The sequence below is a fragment of the Streptomyces sp. NPDC021080 genome (genome assembly GCF_044333225.1).
Taxonomy (GTDB): Bacteria; Actinomycetota; Actinomycetes; order Streptomycetales; family Streptomycetaceae; genus Streptomyces.
In genome coordinates this window covers 1-25,696 of record NZ_JBIRQM010000017.1, presented here as the reverse complement: position 1 = coordinate 25,696, position 25,696 = coordinate 1, and the positions used below count along the sequence as shown (strand labels likewise).

21 protein-coding genes and 2 pseudogenes are annotated in these 25,696 nt (G+C 70.5%); 12 read left to right on the top strand and 11 right to left on the bottom strand.

The window, feature by feature from the left end:
- The first annotated feature begins 62 nt into the window (after positions 1–62).
- Complete coding sequence (locus tag ACH4S8_RS34395) at positions 63–812, top strand: hypothetical protein (RefSeq protein ID WP_398401197.1); 750 nt, start codon at positions 63–65, stop codon at positions 810–812.
- Between the two features lie 9 nt (positions 813–821).
- Here the strand turns inward: ACH4S8_RS34395 and ACH4S8_RS34390 are convergent, their stop codons facing one another.
- Together ACH4S8_RS34390 and ACH4S8_RS34385 are read right to left on the bottom strand one after the other, a co-directional pair.
- Positions 822–1,079 carry a hypothetical protein gene (locus tag ACH4S8_RS34390; protein ID WP_398401195.1) on the bottom strand — a complete coding sequence of 86 codons (258 nt, stop codon included), beginning with the start codon at positions 1,077–1,079 and terminating at the stop codon, positions 822–824.
- Positions 1,080–1,209: 130 nt separating this feature from the next.
- Positions 1,210–2,457, bottom strand: coding sequence for a MalY/PatB family protein (locus tag ACH4S8_RS34385; RefSeq protein WP_398401193.1), 1,248 nt, complete (start codon positions 2,455–2,457; stop codon positions 1,210–1,212).
- A 171-nt stretch (positions 2,458–2,628) separates the two neighbouring features.
- Between ACH4S8_RS34385 and ACH4S8_RS34380 the strand changes: the two genes are divergently transcribed.
- A complete protein-coding gene (locus ACH4S8_RS34380; RefSeq protein ID WP_398401191.1) occupies positions 2,629–3,360 on the top strand; it encodes an alpha/beta fold hydrolase in 732 nt (243 codons plus the stop codon).
- A 66-nt stretch (positions 3,361–3,426) separates the two neighbouring features.
- Here ACH4S8_RS34380 and ACH4S8_RS34375 read toward each other — a convergent pair.
- The 4 genes and pseudogenes from ACH4S8_RS34375 to ACH4S8_RS34360 all read right to left on the bottom strand — a co-directional run.
- Positions 3,427–3,651, bottom strand: a pseudogene (locus tag ACH4S8_RS34375) (hypothetical protein); the annotation flags it as partial.
- 30 nt (positions 3,652–3,681) lie between these two features.
- The gene (locus ACH4S8_RS34370) at positions 3,682–3,867 is read right to left on the bottom strand and encodes a hypothetical protein (protein WP_398401189.1); all 186 of its coding nucleotides are present in this window, start codon (positions 3,865–3,867) and stop codon (positions 3,682–3,684) included.
- Positions 3,868–3,890: 23 nt separating this feature from the next.
- Positions 3,891–6,446 carry an ABC transporter permease gene (locus ACH4S8_RS34365; protein WP_398401187.1) on the bottom strand — a complete coding sequence of 852 codons (2,556 nt, stop codon included), beginning with the start codon at positions 6,444–6,446 and terminating at the stop codon, positions 3,891–3,893.
- A complete protein-coding gene (locus tag ACH4S8_RS34360; RefSeq protein WP_398401185.1) occupies positions 6,443–7,258 on the bottom strand; it encodes an ABC transporter ATP-binding protein in 816 nt (271 codons plus the stop codon). The genes ACH4S8_RS34365 and ACH4S8_RS34360 overlap by 4 nt, the downstream gene beginning before the upstream one ends.
- Positions 7,259–7,395: 137 nt before the next feature.
- On the opposite strand from ACH4S8_RS34360, the gene ACH4S8_RS34355 reads away from it, so the two are divergent.
- Positions 7,396–7,524, top strand: coding sequence for a winged helix-turn-helix transcriptional regulator (locus tag ACH4S8_RS34355; RefSeq protein WP_398401183.1), 129 nt, complete (start codon positions 7,396–7,398; stop codon positions 7,522–7,524).
- Positions 7,525–7,850: 326 nt separating this feature from the next.
- On the opposite strand, the gene ACH4S8_RS34350 is transcribed toward ACH4S8_RS34355, so the two are convergent.
- Entirely contained in the window at positions 7,851–8,756 is a 906-nt protein-coding gene (locus ACH4S8_RS34350; protein ID WP_398401181.1) for an SMI1/KNR4 family protein, read from the bottom strand.
- Positions 8,757–8,814: 58 nt separating this feature from the next.
- Here ACH4S8_RS34350 and ACH4S8_RS34345 point away from each other — a divergent pair, with 58 nt between their 5' ends.
- Together ACH4S8_RS34345 and ACH4S8_RS34340 are read left to right on the top strand one after the other, a co-directional pair.
- Positions 8,815–9,555 carry a hypothetical protein gene (locus ACH4S8_RS34345; protein ID WP_398401179.1) on the top strand — a complete coding sequence of 247 codons (741 nt, stop codon included), beginning with the start codon at positions 8,815–8,817 and terminating at the stop codon, positions 9,553–9,555.
- 143 nt (positions 9,556–9,698) lie between these two features.
- Positions 9,699–10,187 carry a hypothetical protein gene (locus tag ACH4S8_RS34340; RefSeq protein ID WP_398401573.1) on the top strand — a complete coding sequence of 163 codons (489 nt, stop codon included), beginning with the start codon at positions 9,699–9,701 and terminating at the stop codon, positions 10,185–10,187.
- Positions 10,188–10,412: 225 nt separating this feature from the next.
- Here the strand turns inward: ACH4S8_RS34340 and ACH4S8_RS34335 are convergent.
- Positions 10,413–10,685, bottom strand: a pseudogene (locus ACH4S8_RS34335) (NUDIX domain-containing protein); the annotation flags it as partial.
- An 839-nt stretch (positions 10,686–11,524) separates the two neighbouring features.
- Here ACH4S8_RS34335 and ACH4S8_RS34330 point away from each other — a divergent pair.
- The 3 genes from ACH4S8_RS34330 to ACH4S8_RS34320 all read left to right on the top strand — a co-directional run bounded on the left by ACH4S8_RS34330 (position 11,525) and on the right by ACH4S8_RS34320 (position 15,342).
- Positions 11,525–12,406: a phosphotransferase enzyme family protein gene (locus ACH4S8_RS34330; protein WP_398401177.1), complete on the top strand. Its 882-nt coding sequence runs from the start codon at positions 11,525–11,527 to the stop codon at positions 12,404–12,406.
- Between the two features lie 11 nt (positions 12,407–12,417).
- Complete coding sequence (locus tag ACH4S8_RS34325) at positions 12,418–14,355, top strand: ATP-binding cassette domain-containing protein (RefSeq protein WP_398401175.1); 1,938 nt, start codon at positions 12,418–12,420, stop codon at positions 14,353–14,355.
- Between the two features lie 201 nt (positions 14,356–14,556).
- Entirely contained in the window at positions 14,557–15,342 is a 786-nt protein-coding gene (locus tag ACH4S8_RS34320; protein WP_398401172.1) for a GNAT family N-acetyltransferase, read from the top strand.
- Between the two features lie 138 nt (positions 15,343–15,480).
- Here the strand turns inward: ACH4S8_RS34320 and ACH4S8_RS34315 are convergent, their stop codons facing one another.
- Positions 15,481–17,532 (bottom strand): calcium-binding protein, encoded by a 2,052-nt coding sequence (locus ACH4S8_RS34315; protein ID WP_398401170.1) that lies wholly within the window; start codon positions 17,530–17,532, stop codon positions 15,481–15,483.
- Between the two features lie 222 nt (positions 17,533–17,754).
- Between ACH4S8_RS34315 and ACH4S8_RS34310 the strand changes: the two genes are divergently transcribed.
- On the top strand, positions 17,755–18,036 hold the full coding sequence (locus ACH4S8_RS34310) for a hypothetical protein (RefSeq protein WP_398401168.1): 282 nt from the start codon (positions 17,755–17,757) through the stop codon (positions 18,034–18,036).
- Between the two features lie 926 nt (positions 18,037–18,962).
- On the opposite strand, the gene ACH4S8_RS34305 is transcribed toward ACH4S8_RS34310, so the two are convergent.
- Entirely contained in the window at positions 18,963–20,120 is a 1,158-nt protein-coding gene (locus ACH4S8_RS34305) for an acyl-CoA thioesterase/BAAT N-terminal domain-containing protein (protein ID WP_398401165.1), read from the bottom strand.
- An 844-nt stretch (positions 20,121–20,964) separates the two neighbouring features.
- On the opposite strand from ACH4S8_RS34305, the gene ACH4S8_RS34300 reads away from it, so the two are divergent.
- The 3 genes from ACH4S8_RS34300 (at position 20,965) to ACH4S8_RS34290 (ending at position 24,713) form a co-directional block, all read left to right on the top strand.
- Positions 20,965–22,527, top strand: coding sequence for a Re/Si-specific NAD(P)(+) transhydrogenase subunit alpha (locus ACH4S8_RS34300; RefSeq protein WP_398401163.1), 1,563 nt, complete (start codon positions 20,965–20,967; stop codon positions 22,525–22,527).
- 6 nt (positions 22,528–22,533) lie between these two features.
- Positions 22,534–23,988 carry a Re/Si-specific NAD(P)(+) transhydrogenase subunit beta gene (gene pntB, locus ACH4S8_RS34295; RefSeq protein ID WP_398401161.1) on the top strand — a complete coding sequence of 485 codons (1,455 nt, stop codon included), beginning with the start codon at positions 22,534–22,536 and terminating at the stop codon, positions 23,986–23,988.
- 419 nt (positions 23,989–24,407) lie between these two features.
- A complete protein-coding gene (locus ACH4S8_RS34290) occupies positions 24,408–24,713 on the top strand; it encodes a hypothetical protein (RefSeq protein WP_398401159.1) in 306 nt (101 codons plus the stop codon).
- A gap of 267 nt (positions 24,714–24,980) precedes the next feature.
- On the opposite strand, the gene ACH4S8_RS34285 is transcribed toward ACH4S8_RS34290, so the two are convergent.
- Positions 24,981–25,403, bottom strand: coding sequence for a DUF6193 family natural product biosynthesis protein (locus ACH4S8_RS34285; RefSeq protein WP_398401157.1), 423 nt, complete (start codon positions 25,401–25,403; stop codon positions 24,981–24,983).
- Positions 25,404–25,696: the final 293 nt, after the last annotated feature.

Here is a 25,696-nt window from a genome sequence, read left to right as displayed (position 1 = left end):
CCCGGGTCGGCCGACCTGGGCGAGAGCTGCGCCGGGCCTGCGCAGCTGAATAAGCTGCGGGCATGACGGAGCACCCCGGTTTCGCTGTGACGCTGGCACGGTTGCTGGACCACAGAAGGCTCAGCGGGCGGGAGTTGGCCGTTCGTGCCGGATTGACGGACAGCGAGATCCGATCGGTGCTCGTGGGAGGAGCCCCCGGCGAAAGGCTGCTCCGGCGGATCGCACCTGCCCTGGGTTTCCACGCCGTCGACCTCTTCGTCCTCGCCGGGCTGGAGGTCCCGGACGACTTGGCACCGTCGGATGCCGAGGCCTCGCGGTGGACGCCGTACATGGTGATGGATGCGGTGCGTCTCCCTGACACGGAACGGCGTGAACTCCTGCGGCTCATCCGCTCACTGCCGCAGGAGGAACGGCCGACCGTCTTCGCCCCGAAGGTGCTCGCACCCCTTGCCAGTTCGAGCGGTCGGGTCATCCGCATGCTCCAGTACCGCAATCTGGGCTGGACGGGCATCGCGAAGGTCCTGGCGATGGTGACGCCCACCTACCTGTCGGCATCCACGTACGGTGTGATCGGCTCCGGACGCAAGGAGTTGACGCCCCGTTTGGTGACGGACTTCGCAGCCCTGCTGGGGATCGACGCCCGAGAACTGGCCACGCTGACGGGCGTCCGCCTGACCGAGGCGCCGCCGCCCCCGGCACCGGAGGCGGTGGACGCTTCGGCTCTGCTGTGGGAGGCGCGGCGCCTCTCCGGCGCCCAGGCACGGCACGTCTCCGAGCTGGCGCGCTCCATGCGCGGGGACTGCCGCGAGTAAGCCACCGACCTACCGGGGTCCTGACATCTGCTGGGTACGCGCCTGTGGGTTCGTCCGTCGGCGTTTGCCAGGAATCCCACGGAACGACACGGACCGGTCGAAGCCGCCTGTCTGCACGCCGTCGCCGCCGTCGCCGAGGACACCGACATCGACCGACTTGCCGTCCGCGAGCCGCAGCTCGGCGGCTTCGCCCGCTTCGGTCTGGAGCCACCGGTCGACGGCCACGGACTCGCCGGCCTCTTCCCGGACGGCCCCACCGGGTTCCACGACGGCGCTCTGGTGCCGATCGCCGCCGGACCGCCCTGTCACAGAGGCGGGCCGACCGGTGACGACGTGGATGCGCTGAACGCGGATGCCGCGAGGCGTCCGTCCGCAGGAAGCCGACGGGCCGCGCTTCTCAGAGGTCCTCGATGGCCGTGAGCAGGCGCGCTACGGCCTCGTCGACCGTCGAGCGGGGACAGCCCAGGTTCACCCGCATGTAGCCGTGGCCCTCGGTCCCGAACTTCTGTCCCTTGTCGAGCCACAGCCGCGCCCTGGTGAGCATGAACGTGTCCAGCGACTCGGCGTCCATCCCCAGGCCCCGGCAGTCCATCCACGCCAGATACAAGGAGTCGGCCGGCAGGACCCGTACCTTGGACGTGGCGGAATTGACCGCCCGCGCGAAGTGCGCGTGATTGCCGCGCAGGTAGGTGAGCAGTTCCTCCAGCCAGGGCTCACCGTGCGTGTAGGCCGCCTCGGCAGCGACCATGCCCAGCACGTTGACCAACGGGAACACGTTGCGGTCGTACTGGCGGGCCAGTTCGGCCCGCAGGCGGGGCTCCGGCACGAGGACATTGGCGCTCTGCAGGCCGGGAAGGTTGAACGTCTTGCTGGGAGAGGTGCAGGTGACGCTGTTCCGTGCGAACTGCTCGCCGAGCGAGGCGAAAGGGATGTGCCGGCGGTCCGGGTTGATGATGAGGTCCTGGTGGACTTCGTCGGAGACGACCAGGACGTCGTGCCGGGCGCAGATCTCTCCCATGGTCCGCAGCTCGTCCTCCGTCCACACGTTCCCGGTGGGGTTGTGGGGGTGGCTGAGGATGAACAGCTTGGTGTCGGGACGGATGGCCGCCTCGAACGTACGGGCGTCGAAACGGTAGCCGTCGCCGGTCCGCCGCAGGGGCGCGAACGCGAGGTGACGGCCGTTCAGCAGGACGTCCTCGTGGAAGTGGACGTAGACCGGGGGCTGGATCAGGACCGAGTCGCCCGGTGCGGAGAACGCCTGCACGGCCGTCTTGAGCGTGGTGATGATGCCGGAGGTCTGCATCACCCACTCCCGGGGCACCTCCCAGCCGAAGCGCCTCGCCTGCCAGCCGGTCACGGCGTCGAGATAGCTGTCGGTCGCACCGCCGGGATACCCGAACACCCCGTGTTCCACCGCCTGGTGGAGCGCGTCGATCACCACCTGAGGAGCCCTGAAGTCGGTGTCGGCGACCCACATGGGCAGCGGGTCCGCCGCGGCCTCGTCGGCCGTCAGGAACTGGTCGGCACTCGCCCACTTCATGGAATTGCTGTTCCTGCGGTCGACGACGGCATCGAAGATCGATCCGGCCCCGGCCGCGGGGCTGCTCTGCCAGGCCCGGCCGCGACGGGTGCTTTCAGGTGACATGCCTGGATACTAGTGCCGCGACAGGCAAGAGACCGGATGTGATCGTTCGGCTCCGCAGACGTCCGAGAGCCGCGCAGTCGTCCATTTCGAGCGCCTTCCGGCATCTCCCTCGATCGCGAGAAGGGTCCCGTCGGTAGAGTCGGACTCAGGACGGTGTCACCTGGGGGACGTGTGACGGCAGCGGATGCGGTGCCCGTGGTCTTCGTTCACGGGACGCGCTTCAGCGCGGGGCAGTGGAGCGTGCAGCTCGCCGCGCTCCGGGACGAGTTCCCGGTGGTCGCCGTCGACCTGCCCGGCCACGGGGAGCGCTCGACTCAGCCCTGGAGTCTGAGCGCCGCGACGGAGATCATCGCTTCGGCGGTGGACTCGCTCGGCCGCGGACCTGCTCTGGTCGTCGGGCACTCGCTCGGCGGGTACGCCTCGCTGGAGTTCGCGCGGCGCTGTCCGGAACACCTGCGCGGGCTCGTCCTCGCGGGAGCCAGCGCCTCCACCCTCGGTCTCCGGGCAGCGCCTTATCGGTGGGTCACCCAGTTGGTCCCCCGTATGCCCGCGGATCGCCTGGCCCGGTGGAACGACCGGTTGCTGCGGCGGCTCTACCCACAGGAAGTGGTGGAGGCGACCATCCGCTCCGGTTACGCGTTCCACACCCTGCCGACGGCCTGGGACGAGGTACTCGGACGCTTCGACGCCGGTGCGATGCGTCATGTGAAGGCTCCGGTCCTCATCCTGAACGGCGAGAAGGACACCGTCTTCCGGGCCGGGGAGGCGGACTTCGCCCACGCGCATCCGAACGCCCGCGTCGAATTGATCCCGCGGGCACGGCACCTCGCGAACTTCGACGACCCCGAGGCCTTCACCGATGCGGTCCGCCGCTTCGCCCGTGAGCTCCCTGCCGTCGGCTGAGCACGCCCCGGCCAAGGTCACCGGGTGCCCTCGATCGGGGTGTCAGCAGCCGCGCGGCACCCACCCCCGCAGCCGCATCCAGGCACGGGACCTGCGGGTCTCGTCGTCCACCTGGTCCATGAACCAGCACATGACCTCGTACGGGATGTCGTGGTCGTGCCCTTGGGGCTCGACGCGCACCGTCGGCTCGCGCGACGGGTCCTCGTCGGGCACGACCACGGTGACGAGCGTCCGCTGTCCGCGGACGAGATCCAACTCCAGATACCAGGCGTCGTCAGGCACGGAGTACATCGCGGTGACCGCGTCATCGCGGTGACCGCGTCATCGCGGCTGGGCGATGAGCAGGTCGTCGTCGAGTCCGAGCAGGCGGATGCTCCCGGCGGGGAACCGGAGCGCGAGGCCGACGGTGAAAGCGGCACGGCCGTCGTCGTAGTCGATCTCCCGGACCGAGCGGATCGGCTGTCCGACGAACCGGGTCACCGGAACATCCGGCGGATCGTCGGCCACGGAGACGCGTCCGTGCCGCCGTCTCAAGCGTGCCGATCCCGCAGTGCCGCGCGTGCCGGAAGGCTGACGGCGAGCAGGCAGAGGCCCACCGCGACCGCGGCGAACGCCCCGTACACCAGCGGGGGCACATACGGGAACTCCCCCGTCAGGCCGCGCATCATCGGGATCAGCGTGGCCGCGGCGATGGCCGTGCCCAGGACCACGCCGGACACCGCCACCAGCAGACCCTCCCAGCGAAGCATCCGCAGCACCTGGAGCCGGGTCGAACCGACGAGACGGAGCATCCCGAGTTCGCGGCGTCGATCGAGCACGGTCATCACGAGCGTGTTGACCGCGGTGACGGCCGCGAAACCGCCGAGGACACCGGCCATCGTGTAGTTGGCCCAGGCGTTCAGCTCCCGGTCCGAGTCCCGGCCGACGGCGTAGCCGGAAGCGCCGGTGACCTTGCCCAGGGCAGCTAGAGCCCTCGTCTCTCCGCCCCGTACCAGCAGCGTGCTGTCGAAGCCCGACGTGACGTGGGCGGCCAGGGACGCGCGGTCCATGGTCACCGCCGCGAGGCCGAGACCGCGGCCGTACACGGCGACGACTTCGGGGTCGGCCTTGGTGCCGTCCGGGAGGTAGAGCGGCAGTCTGTCGCCGACCTCGACCTTCGCCGACGTGGCGAGCGTCCTGTCGATGGCGATCCGGCCCCTGCCTATCCGGTCCAGGGCGCCACTGCGTACGTCGAGATCCTGCACCTTCGCGAGCTGCGCGCCGGAGCCGGAGATGCCCTGGGTCGCCGAGCCCTGAAGCCATCGGTCGCCGCCGGAGCCGACGGGCACGAGGACCTGCGTGTCGAGCAGCCCCACCGCCGCGTCGACACCGGGCAGCCCGGCGGCCCGGTCGACCGTGTCGGCGGGCAGTCCGGCCGGATCCGTGACCACATGGTCCGCGATGACACCGGCGCGCAACTGTTGCGCGGCGACGTGGCTCTCGCTCGTGTGCATGAAGACGAGCGTCGAGGCGAACGCCATGGCCAGCACGATCGGGGTGATCGCGGACGCCAGCCGACGGGCGTTCGTACGGGAATGGGCGGCCGCGAGCGAGGCCGCGGCGCCGCCCTCGCGCAGGGCCAGCCCGAACAGCGCGGCAGACAGCCACGCCACCAGAGGGCCCAGCAGCGCGACGGCGAGCATGAACAGCATGACGACGCCGAGAGCGGCATTGGCGGCGTCGTCCCCGGCCGACCGGGCGGCGAGGCCGGTGAGGAACGCCCCGCCGACGAGAGCGCCGACGCCCAGCCCGGTACGGATCACCCCCGGCCGCAGCCGCTCCACCGACGCCTCGGTGAGCGCCTGGCCCGGCTTGATCTTCGCGGGCCTGCGGCCGGCCGCCCGGCCGGCGGCGAGCGCGGTCAGCAGTCCGACCGCGACGGCGACGAGGAGCGGGATGAACGACACGTGCAGATGGACGGCCGCCGGGACGGCTCCGCGGTCCTTCAACTGTCCGAACCACCAGTGCGCGAGCCCGGCTCCGGGCAGGCAGCCGGCCAGGCCCGCGACGGGCGCGACGAGCAGGGCCTCGGCGGCGACCGCGCGCCGGATCTGCCGCGGGGTGGCCCCGACGGCGCGCAGCAGGGCGAATTCCCGGGTGCGCTGGGCGACGGACAGGGCGACCGTGCCGGCCGCCGTGAAGACGGCGACCACGGCGGCGATCCCGCCGAAGGAACCGCCGAGGCCGGTGAGCGTCTCCTTGGCGTACCCGAGCCGGTGTTCCTCGACGGCTCCGCGGTCCTCGCCGGTGTACACCTTGACACCGGAGCCGGCGAGCGCCTTCTTCACGGCGGCGGCAAGGCCGTTCACGTCCGTGCCGTCGTTCGCCATGACGGCGATGGCGTCGGCCTTGCCCATGTGCCCGGCGAGCGCGGAGGCTTGGGCGTCGGCGAACCAGCCCGTGGCGCCTCGGGCCACGTCACCCGGTCCGGCGTCACCCGATCCGGCCCTCGCCAGTCCGGAGACACGGAACTCGGCACGCCCGGCGGCGGTTTCGAGTACGACGGTGTCGCCGACGCCGGCCTTCGCGGCTCTCGCGGCCGCGGCGTCGAGCACGACCTCGCCGGTACGGGGCGCGGCCCCGGAGGTGAGCCGGGTGCCGGTGAAGGTGTGTGAGTCCCAGCCGTGCCCGGTGAGCGGGGCACCCGTGAAGGTGTGTGATCTCCCGCCGTGCCCGGTGAGCGCGTCCTCGCCCTGGTGCACGGGGAACGTGAAGTCGGGTACCGCCGCCTTCACGCCGGGCGTGCGCGCCGTCCTGTCCGCCAGCGCGGCATCCACGCGTGCCGTGTCCGGCAGGAGTTCCGGGGAGTCCGAGCGGCCGTCGCCGCTGCCGGTGACGAGGTGGGCGTACTGGTCGGCCGCGACGACGACCGGCGCCTTCGCATACCGCTCTGCCGGCACCGAGGCGCGGACGCCCGTCTCCAGGAGGATTCCGCAGGCGGACACGATCAGCGCCGCCATCATCAGCGCGACGAACGTGCCCGCGAACGAGGCGGGTCTGAAGCGCACGGCCGCGCGGGCCAGGCCGTTGGGGGCGAGGCTCCTCATGCCGCGGCCCCCGCCATCACGCCCGTACGAGAGCTGAGGGCGGCCATCCGCGCCGCGATCCGCTCGGCCGAACCACCGTCGAGACCGCCGACGAAGACGCCGTCCGCGAGGAACAGCACGCGGTCGGCCCAGGCTGCCGCGGCCGGGTCGTGGGTGACCATGACAACCGTGGCGTCCAGGACGTCCACCGCGTGCCGGAGCAGGCCGAGGACCTCGGTGGCGGTGTTGGTGTCGAGTGCGCCGGTGGGCTCGTCCGCGAAGATCACGTCCGGGTCGGCGACCAGCGCGCGGGCGATGGCGACGCGCTGCTGCTGACCGCCGGAGAGCTCGCCGGGCCGGCGCCCGGCCTTGTCGGCGAGCCCGACCTGCGCCAGGACTTCGGCGGCGCGGCGGCGGTCCCGGCGTTGTCCGGCCAGGCGCATGGGGAGCAGCACGTTCTGCTCGACGGTCAGGGATGGCAGCAGGTTGAACGCCTGGAAGACGAAGCCGAGGCGGCTGCGGCGCAGCTCGGTCAGCTGGTTCTCGCGCATACCGGTGATCTCCGTGCCGCCCAGGCGTACGGAGCCGGCCGACGGCCGGTCGAGCCCGGCGGCGCACTGCAGGAACGTGGATTTGCCGGAGCCGGACGGGCCCATCACGGCGGTGAAGGTGCCACGGGGCAGGGCGAGGTCGACTCCGGCGAGGGCGTGTACGGCGTCGCTGCCGCGGCCGTACTGCCGCCGGACACCGCGCAGTTCGACGGCGAGACCGGACGTGCCCCGAACTTCCGCCCGGTCGTCCGTCGTTCGCCGCTTGTTCCCGCGCAGCCTCAATGTTCCGTCCTCTCACGATCTCTTCGTAGCGACACCTCGACGCTACGGATCGCGGTCACCGCGGACCATGGTGACTGCTGGCGGACCGGGGGTGGGGATAACCCGAGACGCTGCGGCGGCTGGAGTTCGACGGACCGGTGGTTCGGAATGCCCATGCCGAAAGACCGTCACGTGTCGAGTACGAACTCACCTCTCCGGGACGGACGTTGCTCGATCCGGTCGACGCCCTGGACGCGTGGGCCTTGGAGGCGGCGACGAGGTCATGACCGCCCAGGAGCGAATGACGGGTGAACTCCCGGCCCGTGGCCTGGTCACAGCCGACAGGTCCGCCAATCCGGCTTCCTGATCGACGAGTTCACGCGCGACGACGCCCGACGCGGGCTCGCCGCCGCACCGACCGTGGCCAGCTCTCCTGCCGTCACCCCAACAGACGGGCCTGTTCCTTCTTCAGCGCGCCGACGAACGCCAGCCGGATGGTGACGACCACCGCGATCATGAGAGGCGACGCCAGTGCCACGTCAGGCAATGTTCGCCCTGGTGTGACGTCTGAGCTGGTGTTGTGCGCCGACGGGATGTTCTTCTCGGCCAGACGTCAGTCGGGTACGGCTTCGCTGTCGAAGTCGCTGGCGGAGGTAAGGCTCTCGACGAAGGACCGGAAGTCCGGGGCGAGGGCCAGCTCTTCATCGCGGTCGGCGTCGAACCACGTCACCGATGGTTCCCCGTGTCGGCCGGATGCCCGGTAGTCGAGCGCGATCCAGTAGTGCCCGCCGCCGGAGAGGAGCACGACAGGCGCGGGAAGACCCCATTCCTCGATCAGGTACGGACTGTCCAGCAGAGAGACCGTGTGTTCGTGGTCGCCGATGCCCATCAAGTGGTCGAACGGGATGTGATCGGCACTCCAGGAAGTCGGCTGGTCCGTTGGGCAGGCGTCCCGGTCGGCTGCGGACTCGCCCCCGTTCTGAGCGCGCAGCAGGCCAAGAAGCGAAGTCGGAAGCGAGACACCGAGCAATCGCTCGGCGTCGCGCACCGCCTCATCGGTCAACGGCCGGTGCACTCCGTAGCTGCTGCCGGGCTTCCAGAAACCGGCCTGCACATCCTCAAAGCGTGCCATGACTGAAATCGTAGGAGCCGGGCATCGCGCCTCACCGCCCGCCCCGGCACGGGCCGCCAGGATGATCACGTGGCTGAACGGGTGCGGGTCCGGGAGATCAAGAAGATCGCCAAGTCGAAGGCGGCCGAGCACGGCCTGTCTGCGGACGCCGCCGAGCCGGCTCACCGTCCGTTCGACGGTCCAGCGGTGTCGGCCGAGCCTGGCCGAGGGGTCGATCGCGCGCCGCGACCAGTCCAGATCCCCTTGCGAGCCGAGCTCGTCCAGGATCGGGCGATGCGGCTTGGCCGAGGAACCGTGCCGTCCCGAAGGCTGCCACCGCATGATCGCAGCGGGCGGTACGCGTGCCAGCGGGTCCAGAACACAGCCCTGTTGAGTACGGATACTCATGCGTTTGCATGGCGCCTTCTGCAGCCTGGCGGGAGACATCCCGCGGAAGAGGAGCCCCATGTTGCACAGTCGCCGGCGAAGCAAGGCCTTGCTGGGAAGCCTCTTGGGGATCCTGGTGGTAACGGTCTCCGGCTGTTCGTCCAAGGACGAGGCCGTCAGCCCCGAAGAAGTCCGCAGACTCGCCGACAGCCCCCAGGCCGTGACAGCGCGGCAGGACGCGGAGGAACGCCTCCGATTTGACGTCAGCGCTTACGCAGAACAGACCAGACTTGAACTCGGCCTGATCTCGCTCCGTGACGACTGCCACGGCGGCCAGGCGACGCAGTTATTCGACCCGGACGGCTACGACCCGTACAAGATCAAGTGTTCATTGAGGATGACGGCCTACTTCGGTGCGGATCCGAAGCGAATGGGAGACACGCTGGACAGCATCCTCGACAAAGGAGACATGACCGACTCCCACGTGGCCTTCGGTCATGACTATTACCGTGATCACCTCATCGCCTACTACCGGGGGAAAGGACCGAACCCGATCGGCGCCGATGCCGACGAGCCGACACTGCTGACCGGCGGCCCGGGCCAGACCCTGTACTGGGACCCCGTAAGACATGACGGGCGCTCTCACGTCACGATCGCCGAGCCTGCCCCCTGCGCGCACCCCGATCCGCCGGTGACCAGATGCGTGATGGAGCCCCGCTCCACATCGGTTGCCGCCGTCCGCAAGCGGTACGGCATGGTATTCCAACTGGACCTCGCGCCGGCTGACTACTACGAGGTCGCGAAAAGCGGACATTCATGAGGCCGGCCACGAAGCGACGTTGACGCGTTGACGTCCGGCACTGGGCGAGGGAGACACGCGCCTGCCCGGCGGTCACGCCTCATCGACCCCGCTGCTCCCGTCGCACGAGCGCCTGGTAGAAACGCTTGGAAGGGAGGGCGGACATGGGTGGCTTCAAGTGTGGATGCGGCAACAGCTTCAGCGGTTCTCACAACCCGGGTCAGCAGTTCCGGATCGTCCCTGACGAGTTGTTCGACCGGATCGCCTGGCCCGCTCCCGCCGATCTCGGCACCCCGGAGCGACAACACGCCATAGAGGCGTCGTTCTCGCCGCTGTACATCTGTGGCAACTGCGGGCGGCTCCACAGGGACGGTGAGGGCGGGGCGATCCTCTCGTACGTTGCCGATGTCTCTCCGCCCCGCGTCTGGGCCGACTTCGCCCAGCGGGACGAGCTCGGTCGTGTCCTGCTCTGCCGGAACAGGAGCCTTGCCGACATCCGCCGCCAGAAGCTCCTCCTCAACCCGCCTTTGCGAGTGCTCCTTTACGACGACTCGGGCGCCGAGGCGGTCGGCGAGGCGGAGTTCGGCCTTGATGCCTCCGGCAGCCACGACGAGACGTTGTGGGCGGTCAGACTGGATGATCGCCCCGCCTGAGGAGCCGATGACGGACTCGCGGCTTCCAAGGTGCTTACGCCGTGCGCTCTGCGCTTGGTGGCGGTCGTACCCGGTCGGGGTGATAGGGCCGGCTTGTCGGGAGTCAGCGCGAACACGAACCGGCGGCTGACGCGGTCGCGTTCGTCGGTGTGGTCGAAGTGCCCCAGGTACTGATCGACCGACGCGACGGCCAGGCCGGTGTCCTCCTCGCCCCCGGATGAGGCAGTCCAGGACGGAATCGCCCGGCACGCGGTGGCCGCCGGGGAGCTCCCAGGTACCACCGCGGCGGTCGTCCGGGCTTCGGCGCACGAACAGGACGGCGTCGTCGTGGACGACTACACCCGAGGTGGTCACGTGGCCGTCGGAGTCGGTGCGGTCGGTGACGTCACGGCCGGCCGCGAGGCGGTCGAGGAGCCGCTGCAGCAGCTCTCGTTCGTCCGGATGGCGACGCAGACAGGCGGTGACCGCGTCGTGAACGTGCGGGCCGGGAATGGCCATGCTGCGCTCCTTCGTCACCTTCCCGCGGGCCGCGGCTCACGACAGCGCGGTGCCACGGGCCCCGGCCGGGGCGTCGAACGTATCGGTCCTCCGGACCGGGGCTCGACATGCGTGAGCTCCGACCTCACGAGCGACCGGCAAACGGCGACGGGCGACCGGCGTCGAAGGTGCTGACGGTAGCCGCCGGTCACGCCCGACCGCGGTCCGCCACTCCGAATCCGACCCTTCCGTCGTCACCGTCCGGGCAGTTCAAGCCATCTCGTCGGCCGCTCAACTCCGGGGATCCGTCGACCGGTTCGAGAATCCTTTCTCCCGACTCCGCCCCAGGCCATCGGGCCCGCTCGAGAACCGGTGCCCACCTTCGGGGGACCGCTCGGATTGTCCGGATCGCGGCACCTGGCCCGCGCGGTTGTCAGTGGCGTGGCCGAGGCTTCCGTCCCGCAGCCTTCGCCACGCCCCACCGAGGAGACCTGTGCTCTCGACACCCGCACGCAATCCCCCGCTCGGGTCACGCCTTCGCCGCTGTCCCCTGGCCGAGTGAATCGAACGGGCGGCGGCGCCGACCGCGCTTGCCCGCCGCACCACCTCTCGAACCTGTACTCGAACTGTCGCCCGGTCCACCCCGTATCGGCCCCGTGATCAGCCACGTTGTCCGGGGTGCTCCACCCGATCCCTACCGAGGAGAAAACCGTGAATCCCGTGCGTCCTCTTCCCGCCGCCCACCCCGCGTTCGAAAATCCCCCCGCCCTGTCCATCAAGCCCGTCGTGCTCCAGCGTCCGGCGGACGCCCGCCGCGCCCCGTTCGCATCGGCATCACGACCGTCACCGAGGTGGGGGGCATGAGCGACACCAAGACACTTCCCGCGGCTCTGCGCGGCTGGGCCGAACGGGAGACCGGGAGCATCGCCGAGGCCCGGGACGCCTCCCACCCGCGGCAGAACTCCCGGGTGTGGGAGCTCGTACGCGCCGACGGCTGCCGGTTCTACCTGAAGGTCTCGCCCACGGCGCGGACGTACGAGAGGGAGACGTTCGCCCTGCGTCACGCGGCGCCCGCGCTGGGAGCCGGCAGAGCGCCCCACCTGCGGGCGTCCAGCGCCGAGCACCTGGCACTGCTGACGACCGCCGTGCCCGGCCGCCCGGCGGGGGAACTCCCGCTCACGGCCGCCGAGGAGTACGAGGCGCACCGGCAGGGCGGTCTGCTCCTGGCCCGGCTGCACGCGGCCGGTGACCTGACCGGCCACTGGCGCGCCGAGGCCGAAGGCGCGCTGGACACCGCGGCGCACGGCGTGCACAGACATCTGGACGAGGCCGGTGACCGGCTGACCGAGGCGGAGCGCTCGCTCGTACGGGGCCTGGCCGACCAGCTGCGTCGGGTGGGGCCGTTGCCGCTCGGGTTCATCCACGGCGACGCCCGGCCGAGGAACCTGCTCTGGTCGGGGCACGCGGCCTGGATCGACTTCGAGCGGTCCCGGTTCGCGCCCGTCGTCCAGGACTTCGTCACCCTGGCCAGTGGCGTGTGGGCCGACCGGCCGCGGCTGCGCACCGCCTGTCTCGGCGGGTACGGACGCGAGCTGACACCACAGGAGCACCACGTGCTGAAGTGCCTGGCCGGGCTGGCCGCGGTGAGCGCCCTCACCCGGGGCGAGGACCACGGCGATCCGTACGTCGCCGCTCGCGGACGGCGCACCCTGCACCGGCTGATGACGGGGGTGTTCGCGTGAAGCGACTCCGCATGACGAACCGACAGCGGGCGGCCACCGCGCCAGAGGCCCTGTCCACGGCCGGCGACACGGCGGCCGTTCCCGCGGCACGCTCGGCGGCCCCTCGGCCCTCGGCTCCCCCCGAGCTCGACTACAACGGGCGCAAACACCGCCGGGCCATGGACGACGCCACGTTGTGGGACATGGCCCGCCGGATCCCGATGGCACTCGCGCAGTCGGCCCGGCTGGCCTGGTCCGTCGACCGGCGCATGACGATCACGATCCTCCTGTGCCAGGTGCTGTCCGGCTTCGGCACCGCCGTCATGCTCACCGCGGTCTCCAAGGCGCTGCCCCACCTCGCCGGCTCCGACGCCCGCACCGGACTTCGTCACGCGTGGCCGGCGCTGACCGTCGCGGTCGTGGCGATGGCGACGGGCGCCGGGATGTGGATCCTCGCGGACTGGGCCACCCGCCGTCTGAACCCGAAGATCGCCTCGGCCGCCGACCTCACCCTCGTCGACCTCCACATGAGGGCCGAGCTGTCCGCGTACGACACCGAGGGGTTCACCGACCGGAGCCAGGCGGCGGAGATCGGGGCGCTGCGCGCGGTGGACCTGGCGGACGACGCCAAGACGCTCACCAACGGTTTCGTCCAGCTGGTGTCCGCCGCGACCGTGCTGACCTCGCTGCATCCCCTGCTCCTGGGCGTGCTGCTGCTGTCGGTCGTTCCCCGGGGCCTGGGCGGGGTGATCGCCGCGCGTATCGACTACCGCGTCCACGACCGCACCCTCTCCGCCCGCAATGTGCGCGGCATGATGCGCTGGTGGCTCACCACCTCCGAGCTCGCCGACGAACTGCGCGCCAACACCATGCGCCCTTATCTGCACTCCTGGTACCGGGCGATGTGCGACCGGGTCGAAGGGCGCGAACTCCAGGGAGCCCGCCCGTATCTGCTGGTGACGCTCCTCGCGGCGTCCCTGGCGGGCCTGTTCACGCTCGGGATGTGGGCGGCGCTGGCCGCGCTCGCCCTCTCGGGAGCCATGTCCACGGCGATCGCCGGCACCGCGATCGTCGCCTCGCAGACAGCCGGACGCGCCCTCAACTCGATCGTGCGGTACGGCGCGGTGATGTTCCACCACGGCCTCTACCTCAGCGACTACTACACGTTCGTCGGCGAAGTCGGCTCGATGACCACCTCGCGCGGCACCACCCAGGCCGCGGCGCCGCGGCAGATCCGCCTGTGCGAGGCCGAGTTCACCTACCCGAACAAGGATGCCCCGGCCCTGCATCCGGTCACCCTCACCCTCAACCGCGGCGAGGTCGTCGCCCTGGTCGGCGAGAACGGCGCCGGCAAGTCGACCCTGATCCGCATGCTCACCGGGCTGACCGTGCCGACCGGCGGAACCGTCCGGTGGGACGACACGGACCTCGCCACCACCGACGCCGAATCGGCCTGGCGGCACGTGGGCCTCGTTCCCCAGAAGAACGGGCACTGGCCGCTGCGGGCCCGGGAGAACATCACCCTCGGCCAGCCCCGCGAGCACGGTGACGAACGCGTCTGGGACGCGGCGGAACGCGTCGGCATGGCCGAGGTCCTCCACGGGCTCCCGGATCGACTCGACACCCTGCTGGCCCGTTCGGTGTGGGGCGGGCACGAACTGTCCGGCGGGCAGTGGCAGCGCCTGGCGTGCGCACGGGCGATGTACCGGGAGCCGGCCGTGCTCGTCCTGGACGAGCCGACCAGCGAGATGGACGCCCGCGGTGAGCATCTGATCTTCCGCAAGCTGCGCGAGATGGCTCCGGACCGGATCACCGTGGTCGTCACACACCGGCTGGACAACGTGAGGATGGCCGACCGCGTCATCGTCCTCGACCGGGGCCGCATCCGCGAGGAGGGCACCTTCGACGCCCTCGTCGCCACCGAGGGAAGCCTCTTGGGCGAGCTGTACGCGCTCGCCCAGGACCGCTGACCTCCCTCCCCCGTCCCCGGCGGGGCCGCGTCCCGGCGCGGCCCCGCCCTTCCCCGTTTCCGGAGGTCGCTCGAGGAGCGTCAGGAGAGCGCCCTGCCATGGGCAGGAAGGCGGCCGCCGAGGAGGGCGGCGGGGAGACGAAGCACACGCGGCACTCACCGTACGGGGAAAATCACTTGACCCGGTCCGTACGGTGTCCGGGTGAAGGACAAGTCGATCATCGATCTCCGTGCCGCGTACGACGCCCAGCTACGTGGTGTCACCCCTCCCGGCGGCGGCGTCCGCGTCGAGACGGACGGCCCGTTGACCCGTGTCGTCGGCTGGCACCGCGGCTTCGTCACGGGCCCGCGTGACCTCGGTGTGCGCGGGGCGGAACTGGACGTCCTCATTGCGCGGCAGCGTGACTTCTACGCCGCTCGTGGCGAGGCCGTCGAATGGAAGACGCGTGCCCACGATCTGCCCGCCGACCTCACCGACCGGCTCGGCGCGGCCGGTTTCGTCGCCGAGGACAGCGAGACCGTACTCGTCGGACGGTCCGCGGATCTTGCCGCCGACGCCGTCCTGCCCGACGGTGTGGCCCTCCGCCGTGTCACCGGCGGCTCGGACCTCCGGCGCATCGCCGCGATGGAGAGCGCCGTCTGGGGCGAGGACTGGAGTTGGCTCGCCGACGACCTGGCGGCCCGGATCGAGAACGCCCCGGAGAACACCGTCGTCCTCGTCGCCGAGGCGGGCGCCGAAGTCGTCTGTGCCGCCTGGCTGGTGTTCAAGGACGGCGTCGACTTCGCCGGCCTCTGGGGCGGTTCGACTCTCGAGGAATGGCGCGGTCGGGGCATCTACCGGGCCATGGTCGCCCACCGGGCCCGGCTCGCCGCCGCCCGTGGCATCCCCTACCTCTACGTCGACGCCTCTGCCGGCAGCGCCCCGATCCTCACCCGCCTCGGCCTGCGCGCCGTCACCACGACGACACCGTACGTCTGGTCACCCTGAGGTCGGCCGGTCGGGCACGGCGGGCGCCGCGCAGGGCGCCCGTGCGCGATCCGGGGCCCTGGCCGCGCTGGACACCACGGTCACCGCACCGGCCCCGCACGCTGCACGGGGCCGGTGTCGCGGGGGGGGGTGCACGGCTCAGGGGCAGTTGCGGCGGATGTCGCCCGTGTCCGTCGTGCAGGTGTCGGTGTTGGGGCCGCCGTCGGCGGTGTCGTTGCCGGACACGTTGTCGACGGTGTTCAGGTTGTCGGTGCCGAGGTTGCCGAGCAGAGTGTCGTTGCCGGGGCCCGCGTTGAGGGTGTCGTTGCCGGAACCGCCGTCGATGCGGTCGTTGCCGTACCCGCCGTGGACAGTGTCGTTCCCGTTGCCCGCGTTGACGGTGTCGTCGCCGCCGAGGGCGCAGATCACGTCGTTGCCGCCGGTGCCGGTGATGGTGTCGTTGCCGCTGGTGCCGATGCGGGTGCAGCCGCGCGCGTTGTTGACCGTGGTGGTCGCCGTGGCGGTGTTGTTGCCGGAGTTCGGGTCGGTCTGGGTGGCCGTGGCCGTGGTCCGGTCGGTGAGGGTGCCGGTGGCCCGCGGTTCGGCGGCCACCGTCACCGTGGCGACGGCTCCGGGGGCGAGGGTGCCGAGGGAGCAGCTCGCGGTGGTGGCGGTGGTCGTGCAGGTGCCCGAGCCGGGGGTCGCCGAGACGACGGAGGCGGCGACACCGCTGAGCGTGTCGGACAGGGAGACGTTGGTGGCGGAGGTCGTGGTGCTGTTGTTGGTCACCTGCACGGTGTAGGCGACCCGGTCACCGATACTGGCCGTGGTGGGGCCGGACTTCGTGACCGCCAGGTCCGCACCGGGCGGTGGGGGCGGGGGCGGGGAACCGCCTCCCTCGAAGCGGGCCAGGGCGAAGTCGCTGTCCGGTCCGCCCGCGCCGACGGCGACGGTCTTTCCGTCCGTCTGGAGGGCGATGCCGTGCGCGGCGTCGGTGCCGCCGAAGTCCGCGGTCGCGAGCCCGCCGGTGCCGAAGCCGGTGTCCTGGCTGCCGTCGGGGTTGTAGCGCAGGACGGCGAAATCGCCGCCGGGTCCATTGCTTCCGGCGATGACGATCCGGCCGTCGCCCGGCTGCAGCGCCACGTCCGCCGCTCCGCCGCCGGGGGTGATCACCTTGCCGTCGCCGTCGAAGCTCGTGTCCAGGGCACCGTTGGGGAGGTAGCGGGCCAGAGCGAACCTGGTGCCGCTGGCGCCGGCGGCGACGATCTTTCCGTCGGGCTGGAGCGCGAGTCCTTCCACGGACTCGTAGTCGCCGAAGTCGGTGCGGACGATGCCGTCGCCGTCGAAGCTCGTGTCCACGCTGCCGTCGGCATTGAAGCGCATCAGCGCGAAGTCGAAGGCGGTCGAGCCGACCTGGCCCCCGACGACGATCTTGCCGTCGGGCTGCAGTGCCAGGGCCCGGCCGTCCCCGCCTTCCTGTGGGACCGGCCCCGCCGGATTGGCGGTCACCGTGCCGTCGCCCCCGAACGTGGTGTCCGGGGTGCCGTTGCCCGTGAGGCGGAGCACCGCCATCTGGCCCCCGGTGTAGCCGGCCGCGACGATCCTGCCGCGCGAGTCGATGGCCACGTCGCGGGCCTCGGTCGGCCCGTTGAAGTCGGCGAAGACCCGGCCGTCGCCGCTGAAGGTGTTGTCCAGGGTCCCGTCGGGGTTGTAGCGGGCCACCACGAACCAGCAGCAGTCCTCGTACTCCCGCCAGCTGCTGCCCACCACGACGATCTTGCCGTCGCTCTGCAGCGCCACGGCCTGTGCCTCGCTCCACTGGAGGTTCGGGGCCGGGTCCATGTTGTTGACGGCGGTCGTCACCCTGCCGCCGGTGCCGAAGTCGGTGTCCGGGGTGCCGTCGGGGTTGTGGCGGGTCAGCGCGAAGTCGCTCTCCGTCGCCGAGTCGTCGACGGAAGCACCGACAGAGACGATCTTCCCGTCGGGCTGCACCGCCACATCGTTGGCGTGATCGTCGGCGGCGATGCTGGTGAGCACCTTGCCGTCACCGCTGAAGGTGGCGTCCAGGCCTCCCGGGGCCGCGGTCGCGGTGCCGGGGAGGGCCAGGAGCAGTGCCAGGACGGCCGCCCCGACGGTTCCGGCCCGGGCCGGGAAGGACCGGCGGCGTCTGCCGCGCCACATCCGCACCGGTCGTACATATGGTGTGATCATGTGCGACAGCCTCGCGGCGTTCGCACGCGCCGACGGCCACCACGAGCGGCGTTGCACTCACCGGACGCACGAATCCATCCGCGCGGGTGAGCGCGGTCGTACGGCTTTCCGCAGCACTGTCCGTGGTCACGGCTCGCGAGAGGTCCCACCCCTGAGGACGAGACCGGCCACGACGACCACGCGGGAAAGGGTGAACGACTGCCGACCGTACGACAACTGGCGGTGGACCTCGGGCTGGCGGCGGGAACGGTGGCCCGCGCCTACCGCGAGCCGGAGGCGACTTCCCTGATCCACACCCGACGGGGCGCCGGAACACGCGTGGCCCCGTTGCCGCCGGACGCCCCCTCCCGCGACAGGGCCGAGGTGGCCGGAGACTTCGTTTCCTGGGCGTTCGCACTGGGCTGGGGCGAGGAGGACGTGCTGGAGACAATGGGTCACTCCCTGCGGGAACGCGACTCCGAAGGCTTCCGGACGCGCCGTCACCGACACGTTCCGAAACGGTGAATCGGCCGGCGAAGGTGCCACCCCGCTGCGGATCGGCGACCGGCATGCCCTGCGGGCCCCGCGCGACACAGTTCTTCCGTGATCCGCACGATCGGAGCAGCCACGGTCGATGCCGCCCGGTCCGTCACGCTCGCTTCGCGGGCCGGCGCAAGCGCTAACCCCAGGTCCGGTGGCACAGGTCGACGATTCCGGAGGAGGCGACCCCGTCCGCTTGGCGGCAGAGCTGACGCATCTGGCCGGACAGGGGCTGCGGACGGACACGCGGCGCTTGTGGACGCGGGCGACGGCGCTTCGCGTACGCGTGCGCTCGCGACGGCTCCCGGTGCTGCGGGACGGCTCGCGGATGCGGCACGCGGTGGCCCGGCGGGATCACACCGGGCGCGTGTCGTGCCGGCTCCGCCGCCCGGTGTCGAGGAACCTTGCCGGTCTTGGCTGTACGCCGCGGCGGCCGGGGCCCGGTCCGCACCAGAACGGACCGGGAGGAGGGCTGCACCAGCACGGACCGGGAGGAAGTCTGCGCCGGCGCCGCGGGGGTCGGCGAGGCCGGGCCGTCCGCCGCGAGCGAGGCACGCACGTCAGGACGGCCGTCGGCCGGCGGTGCATCGGGCGTCACCGTGGTGCAGCCCGTGATGCTCAGGAGCGTCAGAAGCAGGAAGGTCAGCGGGCGAGGAGACACCGGCCCACTGTGCTGCATCGCGAACACGGGCAAGCGGCGCCACGCGGCCGGTCACCACAAGGCAGGACGGCGCGCTGAAGGTTGACGGAGCGTTCCGAGGAGACGGGACCGCCCTCCGCCGCCCCGCAGGAACTCGGCTCGGCGCTTGCCCTGCGGCCGTGAAGGAGAGCACGGCCTGGCGCCCCCGGCGTGAGCAGGTGCCGTTGCCCCGGCCGGCATTCATTCGACCTTTCGCCGGATGCGCAGTTCTTCAGGAGTCGAGCGAGGCAAGGAGCCCGAGGACTTCGAGCCACCCCGCCTCTCGTGCGGCGGCATTGCCCGCGCGCGTGCCGCCGAGGTCGGTCACCCGTCCCGTCACGGGGTGAACCGAACGGATGCCGGCCGGGAGGTACGGGAAAATACCGACACCGTGCCCGGCGTCCGGGTAGACCAGTGCCCGGTGCGGATACCGGCTGCCGGCGGCGTCGAGTTCCCGGACGATCTGCCGGGCCCATCGGGGTGAAGTCCAGAGCAGGTCACCGGCTCCCGCTACGGCCAGGACGGGGCCGCTGACGTGGCCGAGCGGGATGGGTCCCTCGTGCACGGGCCTGCCGTTCTTCGTCCAGGCGAAGGTGCCGTAGTCCGGGAATCCGCTGTTGACCTGAGCCGAGGGGGAATGGACGACGGCACCATGGATGAGGTCGGGGTAGTCGTCGGCGAGAAGCAGGGCCGCCTCGCTGCCGCGGGAGTACCCCATCGCCAGGATGTGACGTGCGTCGACCCCTGGTTGTGCGGCCAGCAGCCGGGCAGCGGAGGCGAAGTACTCCAAGGGGATGTTCTCCAAGGCGTGAGGGAGGCCGGGGAGGTCGAAATAGCCCAGCGACAGAGCCGGGTAGCCGTGCGAGGCGAGCAGGGCCGCGACGGGCGTACCGCTGTTTCCCCCTTCCGAACCACCGAAGACGAGCACCGCCGGATGCCGAGGGGTCCCAGGGGCAGGCAGGTACAGGCTCCCGGCGACCTTGTCGGCCGCGACGGTGAGTTTTCTGCCGGTCACTCCTGCGCCCAGCCATTCGCGGGTCACCGTACGAGAGGCGAGCCGGTGTCCGTGCGCCGTGGCGGTGAGGGTGACGCGATAGCCGTGCCGGGGCGGGACGAAGGACGTGGCCTCGGGATCTCCGGTCGTGGGGACCATCGACCAGAACAGGCCCATGCCGTCCGGACGCCGGTAGGTGCCGGAAACCGGATGAGCCGTGTCCAGGTCGACCGTGCCGTGGGCGTTCGCCCGGAAGGTGGCCCGCCCGTGCCACGGAACGCTCTTGCGGTCCACCGTCCGCGAGGTGACGGTGACCTCCTCGCCGGACGAAAGGCCGCTGATCCGTGCGTGCACCGGTTCGTCCGCCAACGCCGACGGAGTACGCACCTCGAGCACCACGTTGCTCCTGGTGGCCTGACATCCCGCAGTCCCCGCGCCTACGAGGGCAAGCACCGCCATGCCCCAGGCCCAGCTCGACATCCGGTCCCTCACGAGTCCGCCCCCTGTCACAGCCGCATGCCCGCAGCGGCTGACGCAGCCCACCGCGCCCGCCCTCTGCAAGTTTCAGAAAAATAAATCAACCACATTGATCGAAAAGCTTCCAGGGTCATGCCGGTGTTGCGGCACAGCGATCGCGCACCGTCGAGTTTCTCGCTCAATTAGTCGCTGGAACAGCGAAGTTGAGCCAGCCCTGAGACCGGTACCGAGGGAAGGCCCGGCGCGAGAACCGCCCTGCTGAACATGCAATATCTTGCAAGCACCGCAAGCCGGACGACGGAGTGGCCGAGGAACTGCGGCCGAAGACCCCTGCGGAACTCGCTCCGCCGGTGCGGCCGAAGGCACAGCCTCGGGGACGACGGACGCTTCAGGCCGACGAGCACCGCGCCGGGCAGCCGTCCCGAGTCTTCGCCCCGTACCGGGTGCGAAGAGGTGACCGTGTCCGTCCGGTCCGGGCACACAAGGCCGACTTCACAGAATGGAGACAGGTCGAATCGGCGACCGCAATTCATACCCGCTCCCGCGACACCGAAACAGTGGGGAACACATTTCGGAACGCCTGATCACGGAACGCCGTCGTCGTGTTGTCGGCAACACACCTTGCGTGAAGCAAGTCACGGCTGCGTGCTGTGCCAAACAGCCTGCTCCACCATGTAAGTTCCTGCGTCCAAGGGGCGTGGACTCTCCCCCTGATGACCCATTTCGTGCCAGCACCTCTGTGCCCCCTGAGGGAGACATCGCCATGCCCGCACAAGAATCGGCCCAGCATCCGCCCCAGCGCATCGGAGTGGTCGCCGAGTCCACTCCGGGCGAGACGCGCGTCGCGGCGACGCCTGCCACCGTGCGCCAATTGGTGGGGCTGGGCTACGAGGTCGTCGTCGAGTCGGACGCCGGCACGGCGTCAGGCTTCACGGACAGCGCCTACGCCGAGGCGGGCGCACAGATCGGCGACGCCTGGCGGACGGACGTCCTGCTGAAGGTCAATTCCCCTTCGCCGGGCGAGATCGCGCGCGTGCCCGACGGCGCGACGCTGATCGGGCTGATCAGTCCGGCCCAGCGGTCGGACCTGCTCGCCGAGCTCGCGAGGCGGCCCATCAGCGTACTGGCCCTGGACGCGGTACCGCGGATCTCGCGGGCGCAGTCCATGGACGTGCTCAGTTCCATGGCCAACATCGCCGGCTACCGGGCCGTGATCGAGGCGGCGCACGTGTTCGGGCGCTTCTTCACCGGCCAGGTCACGGCCGCGGGCAAGGTCCCGCCGGCGAAGGTGCTGGTGGCCGGGGCCGGTGTGGCCGGGCTGGCCGCCATCGGTGCCGCCTCCAGTCTCGGCGCGATCGTCCGGGCCACCGATCCACGGCCGGAAGTGGCCGACCAGGTGCGGTCGTTGGGCGGCGAGTACCTCGCGGTGAACGTCGAGCAGGAGGAGAGCACCGACGGTTACGCCAAGGCGACCTCCGCCGACTACGACCGGGCCGCGGCCGAGCTGTACCACGGTCAGGCGAAGGACGTGGACATCGTCGTCACGACCGCCCTGATCCCGGGCCGCCCCGCGCCGCGCCTGCTCACCGCGGAGGACGTGGCGGCGATGAAGCCGGGCAGCGTCATCGTCGACATGGCCGCCTCCCAGGGCGGCAACGTCGCGGGAACCGTCGCGGGCCGCACCGTGGTCACCGACAACGACGTCACCATCATCGGTTACACCGATCTGGCGTCCCGGCTGCCCACCCAGGCCTCCCAGCTGTTCGGCACCAACCTGGTGAACCTGCTCAAGCTGCTGACACCCGGCAAGGACGGCCGGCTGGTCATCGACTTCGACGATGTCGTCCAGCGGGCGGTGACCGTGGTGCGCGAGGGTGAGGTCACCTGGCCGCCGCCGCCCGTGGCCGTCTCGGCCGCGGCGTCCCAGCCCGCCCCCGCGGCCGCGGCGGCGCAGGCCGCACAGCCCAAGGAGTCGCGGCTCACCCCGTCGGCCCGGTTCGCCCTGATCGGCGCCGGCATGCTGGCGATGTTCGGCCTGGTCGCCTTCGCACCCGCGCAACTCGCGGCGAACTTCACGGTCTTCACGCTGGCGGTGGTGATCGGCTACTACGTGATCGGCAAGGTGCACCACGCGCTGCACACGCCGCTGATGTCCGTCACCAACGCGATCTCCGGGATCGTGGTGATCGGGGCGCTGCTGCAGATCGGGCACGAGAGCGCGGTCGTCACCACGCTCTCGTTCGTGGCGATACTGCTGACGAGCGTGAACATTTTCGGCGGCTTCGCCGTCACCCGCCGCATGCTGTCCATGTTCTCGAAGGGCTGAGCCGCAATGACTTCAACTACAGCGTCCCACGCTGCGGACCTGGTCGCCGCCCTGCTGTTCATCCTGAGCCTGGCGGGACTGTCCCAGCACCGCACCTCCCGTGCCGGTGTCGTGTACGGCATCGCCGGCATGACCCTCGCCCTGGTCGCGACCGTCGTGCTGGCGGCACAGAGCATCACCGCCGGTGCGGTCACATTGATCCTCGTCGCGATGGCGCTGGGTGCCGCGATCGGCATCTGGCGGGCGCGGCAGGTCGAGATGACCCAGATGCCCGAGCTCATCGCCGTGCTGCACAGCTTCGTCGGCCTCGCCGCGGTGCTGGTCGGCTGGAACAGCTACCTGGAGGTCGAGGCGCACGGAGCCGCCCAGAAGCACGTGACCGCCGACCTGCTGGGGATCCACCACGCCGAGGTGTTCATCGGCATCTTCATCGGCGCGGTCACCTTCACGGGCTCGATCGTCGCGTTCCTCAAGCTGTCGGCGCGCATCAAGTCCCGTCCGCTGGTTCTGCCGGGCAAGAACGCGCTCAACGTCGCGGCGCTGGTGGCGTTCGTGGCGCTGACGGTCTGGTTCACCATCAGCCCGAACCTCGGCCTGATGATCGCCGTGACGGTCCTCGCGCTCGTTCTGGGCTGGCACCTCGTCGCCTCGATCGGCGGCGGCGACATGCCGGTCGTCGTCTCCATGCTCAACAGCTACTCCGGCTGGGCCGCCGCGGCGGCGGGCTTCCTGCTCGACAACAACCTGCTGATCGTCACGGGCGCGCTGGTCGGGTCCTCGGGCGCCTACCTGTCGTACATCATGTGCAAGGCGATGAACCGGTCCTTCTTCTCGGTCATCGCAGGCGGGTTCGGCATCGAGGCTCCCACGGGCGGGGACGAGGAACAGGGCGAGCACCGCGAGGTCCACGCCCAGGAGGTGGCCGAACTGCTGACGCAGGCCCGGTCCGTCGTCATCACCCCCGGCTACGGCATGGCCGTGGCCCAGGCGCAGCACCCGGTCGCCGAGCTCACGCGCCGACTGCGGGAGCGCGGCGTGGAGGTCCGCTTCGGCGTCCACCCCGTGGCGGGCCGTCTGCCCGGGCACATGAACGTGCTGCTGGCCGAGGCCAAGGTGCCGTACGACATCGTCCTGGAGATGGACGAGATCAACGACGACCTCGCCGACACCTCCGTCGTCCTGGTCATCGGGGCCAACGACACCGTCAACCCGGCGGCGGAGGAGGATCCCGCCAGCCCGATCGCGGGCATGCCGGTGCTGCGGGTGTGGGAGGCGGAGCACGTCGTCGTCTTCAAGCGCTCCATGGCCTCCGGTTACGCGGGTGTGCAGAACCCGCTGTTCTTCCGCGAGAACAGCGGCATGCTCTTCGGCGACGCCAAGCAGAGCGTCGAGGAGATCCTTCGCGCTCTGCCCGCCGACCCCCACGACCGGGCGCCGAGCGAGGCCGCTCTCGCCCGCTGAGGCCCACGGCCGGGCTTCCGCACGGCCGCATCCTCGTCTCGGTCCCGGGCGACACCTGTCCGGTCGGACGTGAAGAACGCGGAGAGGCCCATTCGCGATCAAGCGAATGGGCCTCTGACCTGTGTCGGGGAGACGGGATTTGAACCCACGACCTCTTCGCCCCGAAGCAACTTGGGCAAGCACTCGAGCTTGGGTTGGTGCAATCCTCATCTGCGCTGACGGTCCATAGGCGTTCGTACCCGTCCGCCGTTGTCCGTTGGCTGTCATGCGGTTGGACACTCGCCGCTCGATCGTGCGGCAGAGCCGAGCGCCCCGCTTCGCTTCTGAGTACGTGTACTCATGCACGGCACCCACCGGGTCAGCATGCTGGGCTGCGGGTGATCGGCAGACTGGCGACTGCGAACAAGGTCGGGGTGGGTATGAAACGCGGGAGTGCGCCGTACGTTGGCGCGCAGGTGATGGTCGGTGTACTGCTGCTCGCCTGCGACGTGGTGGTCATCGTCGGCCTGTGGTTCGGTTATGGGCTCGCGGGATGGACCGACGACGGCAGCATCGCACCCGAGGCGCAGATGTTCGCGCGGCAGGCAATGTGGTACTTGGCCGGTGGCGCCGTGGTCACGGGTGGTGGCCTCCTGGCCCTGCGATGGCACATCCCCGGCACGGTGCAGCTCATCGTCCTGGGGATCGGAGCGCTCAAGTTCCAGGCTCTGGCCGCCCCTCACTAGCGCACGGTGCCCGGTTCATCGAGCCGGCGAGTACCGGGCAGGACAACCACCACCCGGACAGGGCTCGAAGGCACCGCCTGGTCACCTCCGGGAGGATCCGAACAGGCGATCATGGACCACCTCAGTAGCCGAAGAAGTGCGGGCCGGGTCTCCGACCTGCACCCCCGCCATCGCCCAACGCTGCGACCTGCGACTTAGCCGTCGACGGTTGTCGGCGTCGGTCGTCGTTGAGCACCCTCGCACGGCCCAGAGACGGCCCCGCGGAACTCATCGACTCTTGCTCTCACTCGGGTCCGCCTTCGTCTCGTAAGCCGCCAGTTCCTCGGCGGTTCCCACAAAGGCCGGGCCGCAGCCTGGTGGTAGTCGCTCGATGACCATGGCTACGGCGGCCTGCGCGCTGTCCGTTTCGGCGATCCGCGGGCTGCTGCGATGCGGTCCCTCGACGTAGTACCGGCCGTCCGTCAGAGTGCCGATGTAGGGGATGTCCCAGGTGGGACGGAACCCCGTGCACCTGCTGAAGTGCAGCTCCCACATACCCGCCCACGGGCAGAGCTGACGGAGCTGCGGCTCGGCGTAGGCAACCTGCACCATCTTGGTGAACGGCCCCAGGAGCGGCGAACCCCCCGGCCGGGTGTGATCCCCGGCGGTTGCCAGGATCTTGCGCCAGGCGGCTTCAACGATGTCGGTCACACTGCAATTGTGCACAGGTGAAAAGGGTCGGGGCCGTTGCGTCGAGTGGTGCCCGCTCGGCACCGTGATTCCCCGAGGTCCCCTCACGAACGGGCACGGGCACCTTCTGATCCGTAGCTCTATAGAGACCGGTCCATCACGGGAAGCTGTCGACGCCGGTCGACCAACCCGGCGCTTCGGTCGAGGGTCCGCTGAGATCTAGGGTCCGTCTTCAAAGATCATCAGGTGGTGGATCATGGTCGGGTGATACGCCGCCATGAACTCACCGACCTGGAGTGGGAGTTACTTGCTCC

Excerpts from the sequence above, each read along its gene's own strand:
- ACH4S8_RS34315 (WP_398401170.1), bottom strand. The coding sequence starts at position 17,532 with ATGATCACACCATATGTACGACCGGTGCGGATGTGGCGCGGCAGACGC.
- pntB (WP_398401161.1), top strand. The coding sequence starts at position 22,534 with ATGACTTCAACTACAGCGTCCCACGCTGCGGACCTGGTCGCCGCCCTG.
- ACH4S8_RS34290 (WP_398401159.1), top strand. The coding sequence starts at position 24,408 with ATGAAACGCGGGAGTGCGCCGTACGTTGGCGCGCAGGTGATGGTCGGT.
- ACH4S8_RS34300 (WP_398401163.1), top strand. The coding sequence starts at position 20,965 with ATGCCCGCACAAGAATCGGCCCAGCATCCGCCCCAGCGCATCGGAGTG.
- ACH4S8_RS34325 (WP_398401175.1), top strand. The coding sequence starts at position 12,418 with ATGACGAACCGACAGCGGGCGGCCACCGCGCCAGAGGCCCTGTCCACG.
- ACH4S8_RS34365 (WP_398401187.1), bottom strand. The coding sequence starts at position 6,446 with ATGAGGAGCCTCGCCCCCAACGGCCTGGCCCGCGCGGCCGTGCGCTTC.
- ACH4S8_RS34395 (WP_398401197.1), top strand. The coding sequence starts at position 63 with ATGACGGAGCACCCCGGTTTCGCTGTGACGCTGGCACGGTTGCTGGAC.
- ACH4S8_RS34340 (WP_398401573.1), top strand. The coding sequence starts at position 9,699 with ATGGGTGGCTTCAAGTGTGGATGCGGCAACAGCTTCAGCGGTTCTCAC.
- ACH4S8_RS34350 (WP_398401181.1), bottom strand. The coding sequence starts at position 8,756 with ATGAGTATCCGTACTCAACAGGGCTGTGTTCTGGACCCGCTGGCACGC.
- ACH4S8_RS34345 (WP_398401179.1), top strand. The coding sequence starts at position 8,815 with ATGTTGCACAGTCGCCGGCGAAGCAAGGCCTTGCTGGGAAGCCTCTTG.
- ACH4S8_RS34330 (WP_398401177.1), top strand. The coding sequence starts at position 11,525 with ATGAGCGACACCAAGACACTTCCCGCGGCTCTGCGCGGCTGGGCCGAA.
- ACH4S8_RS34385 (WP_398401193.1), bottom strand. The coding sequence starts at position 2,457 with ATGTCACCTGAAAGCACCCGTCGCGGCCGGGCCTGGCAGAGCAGCCCC.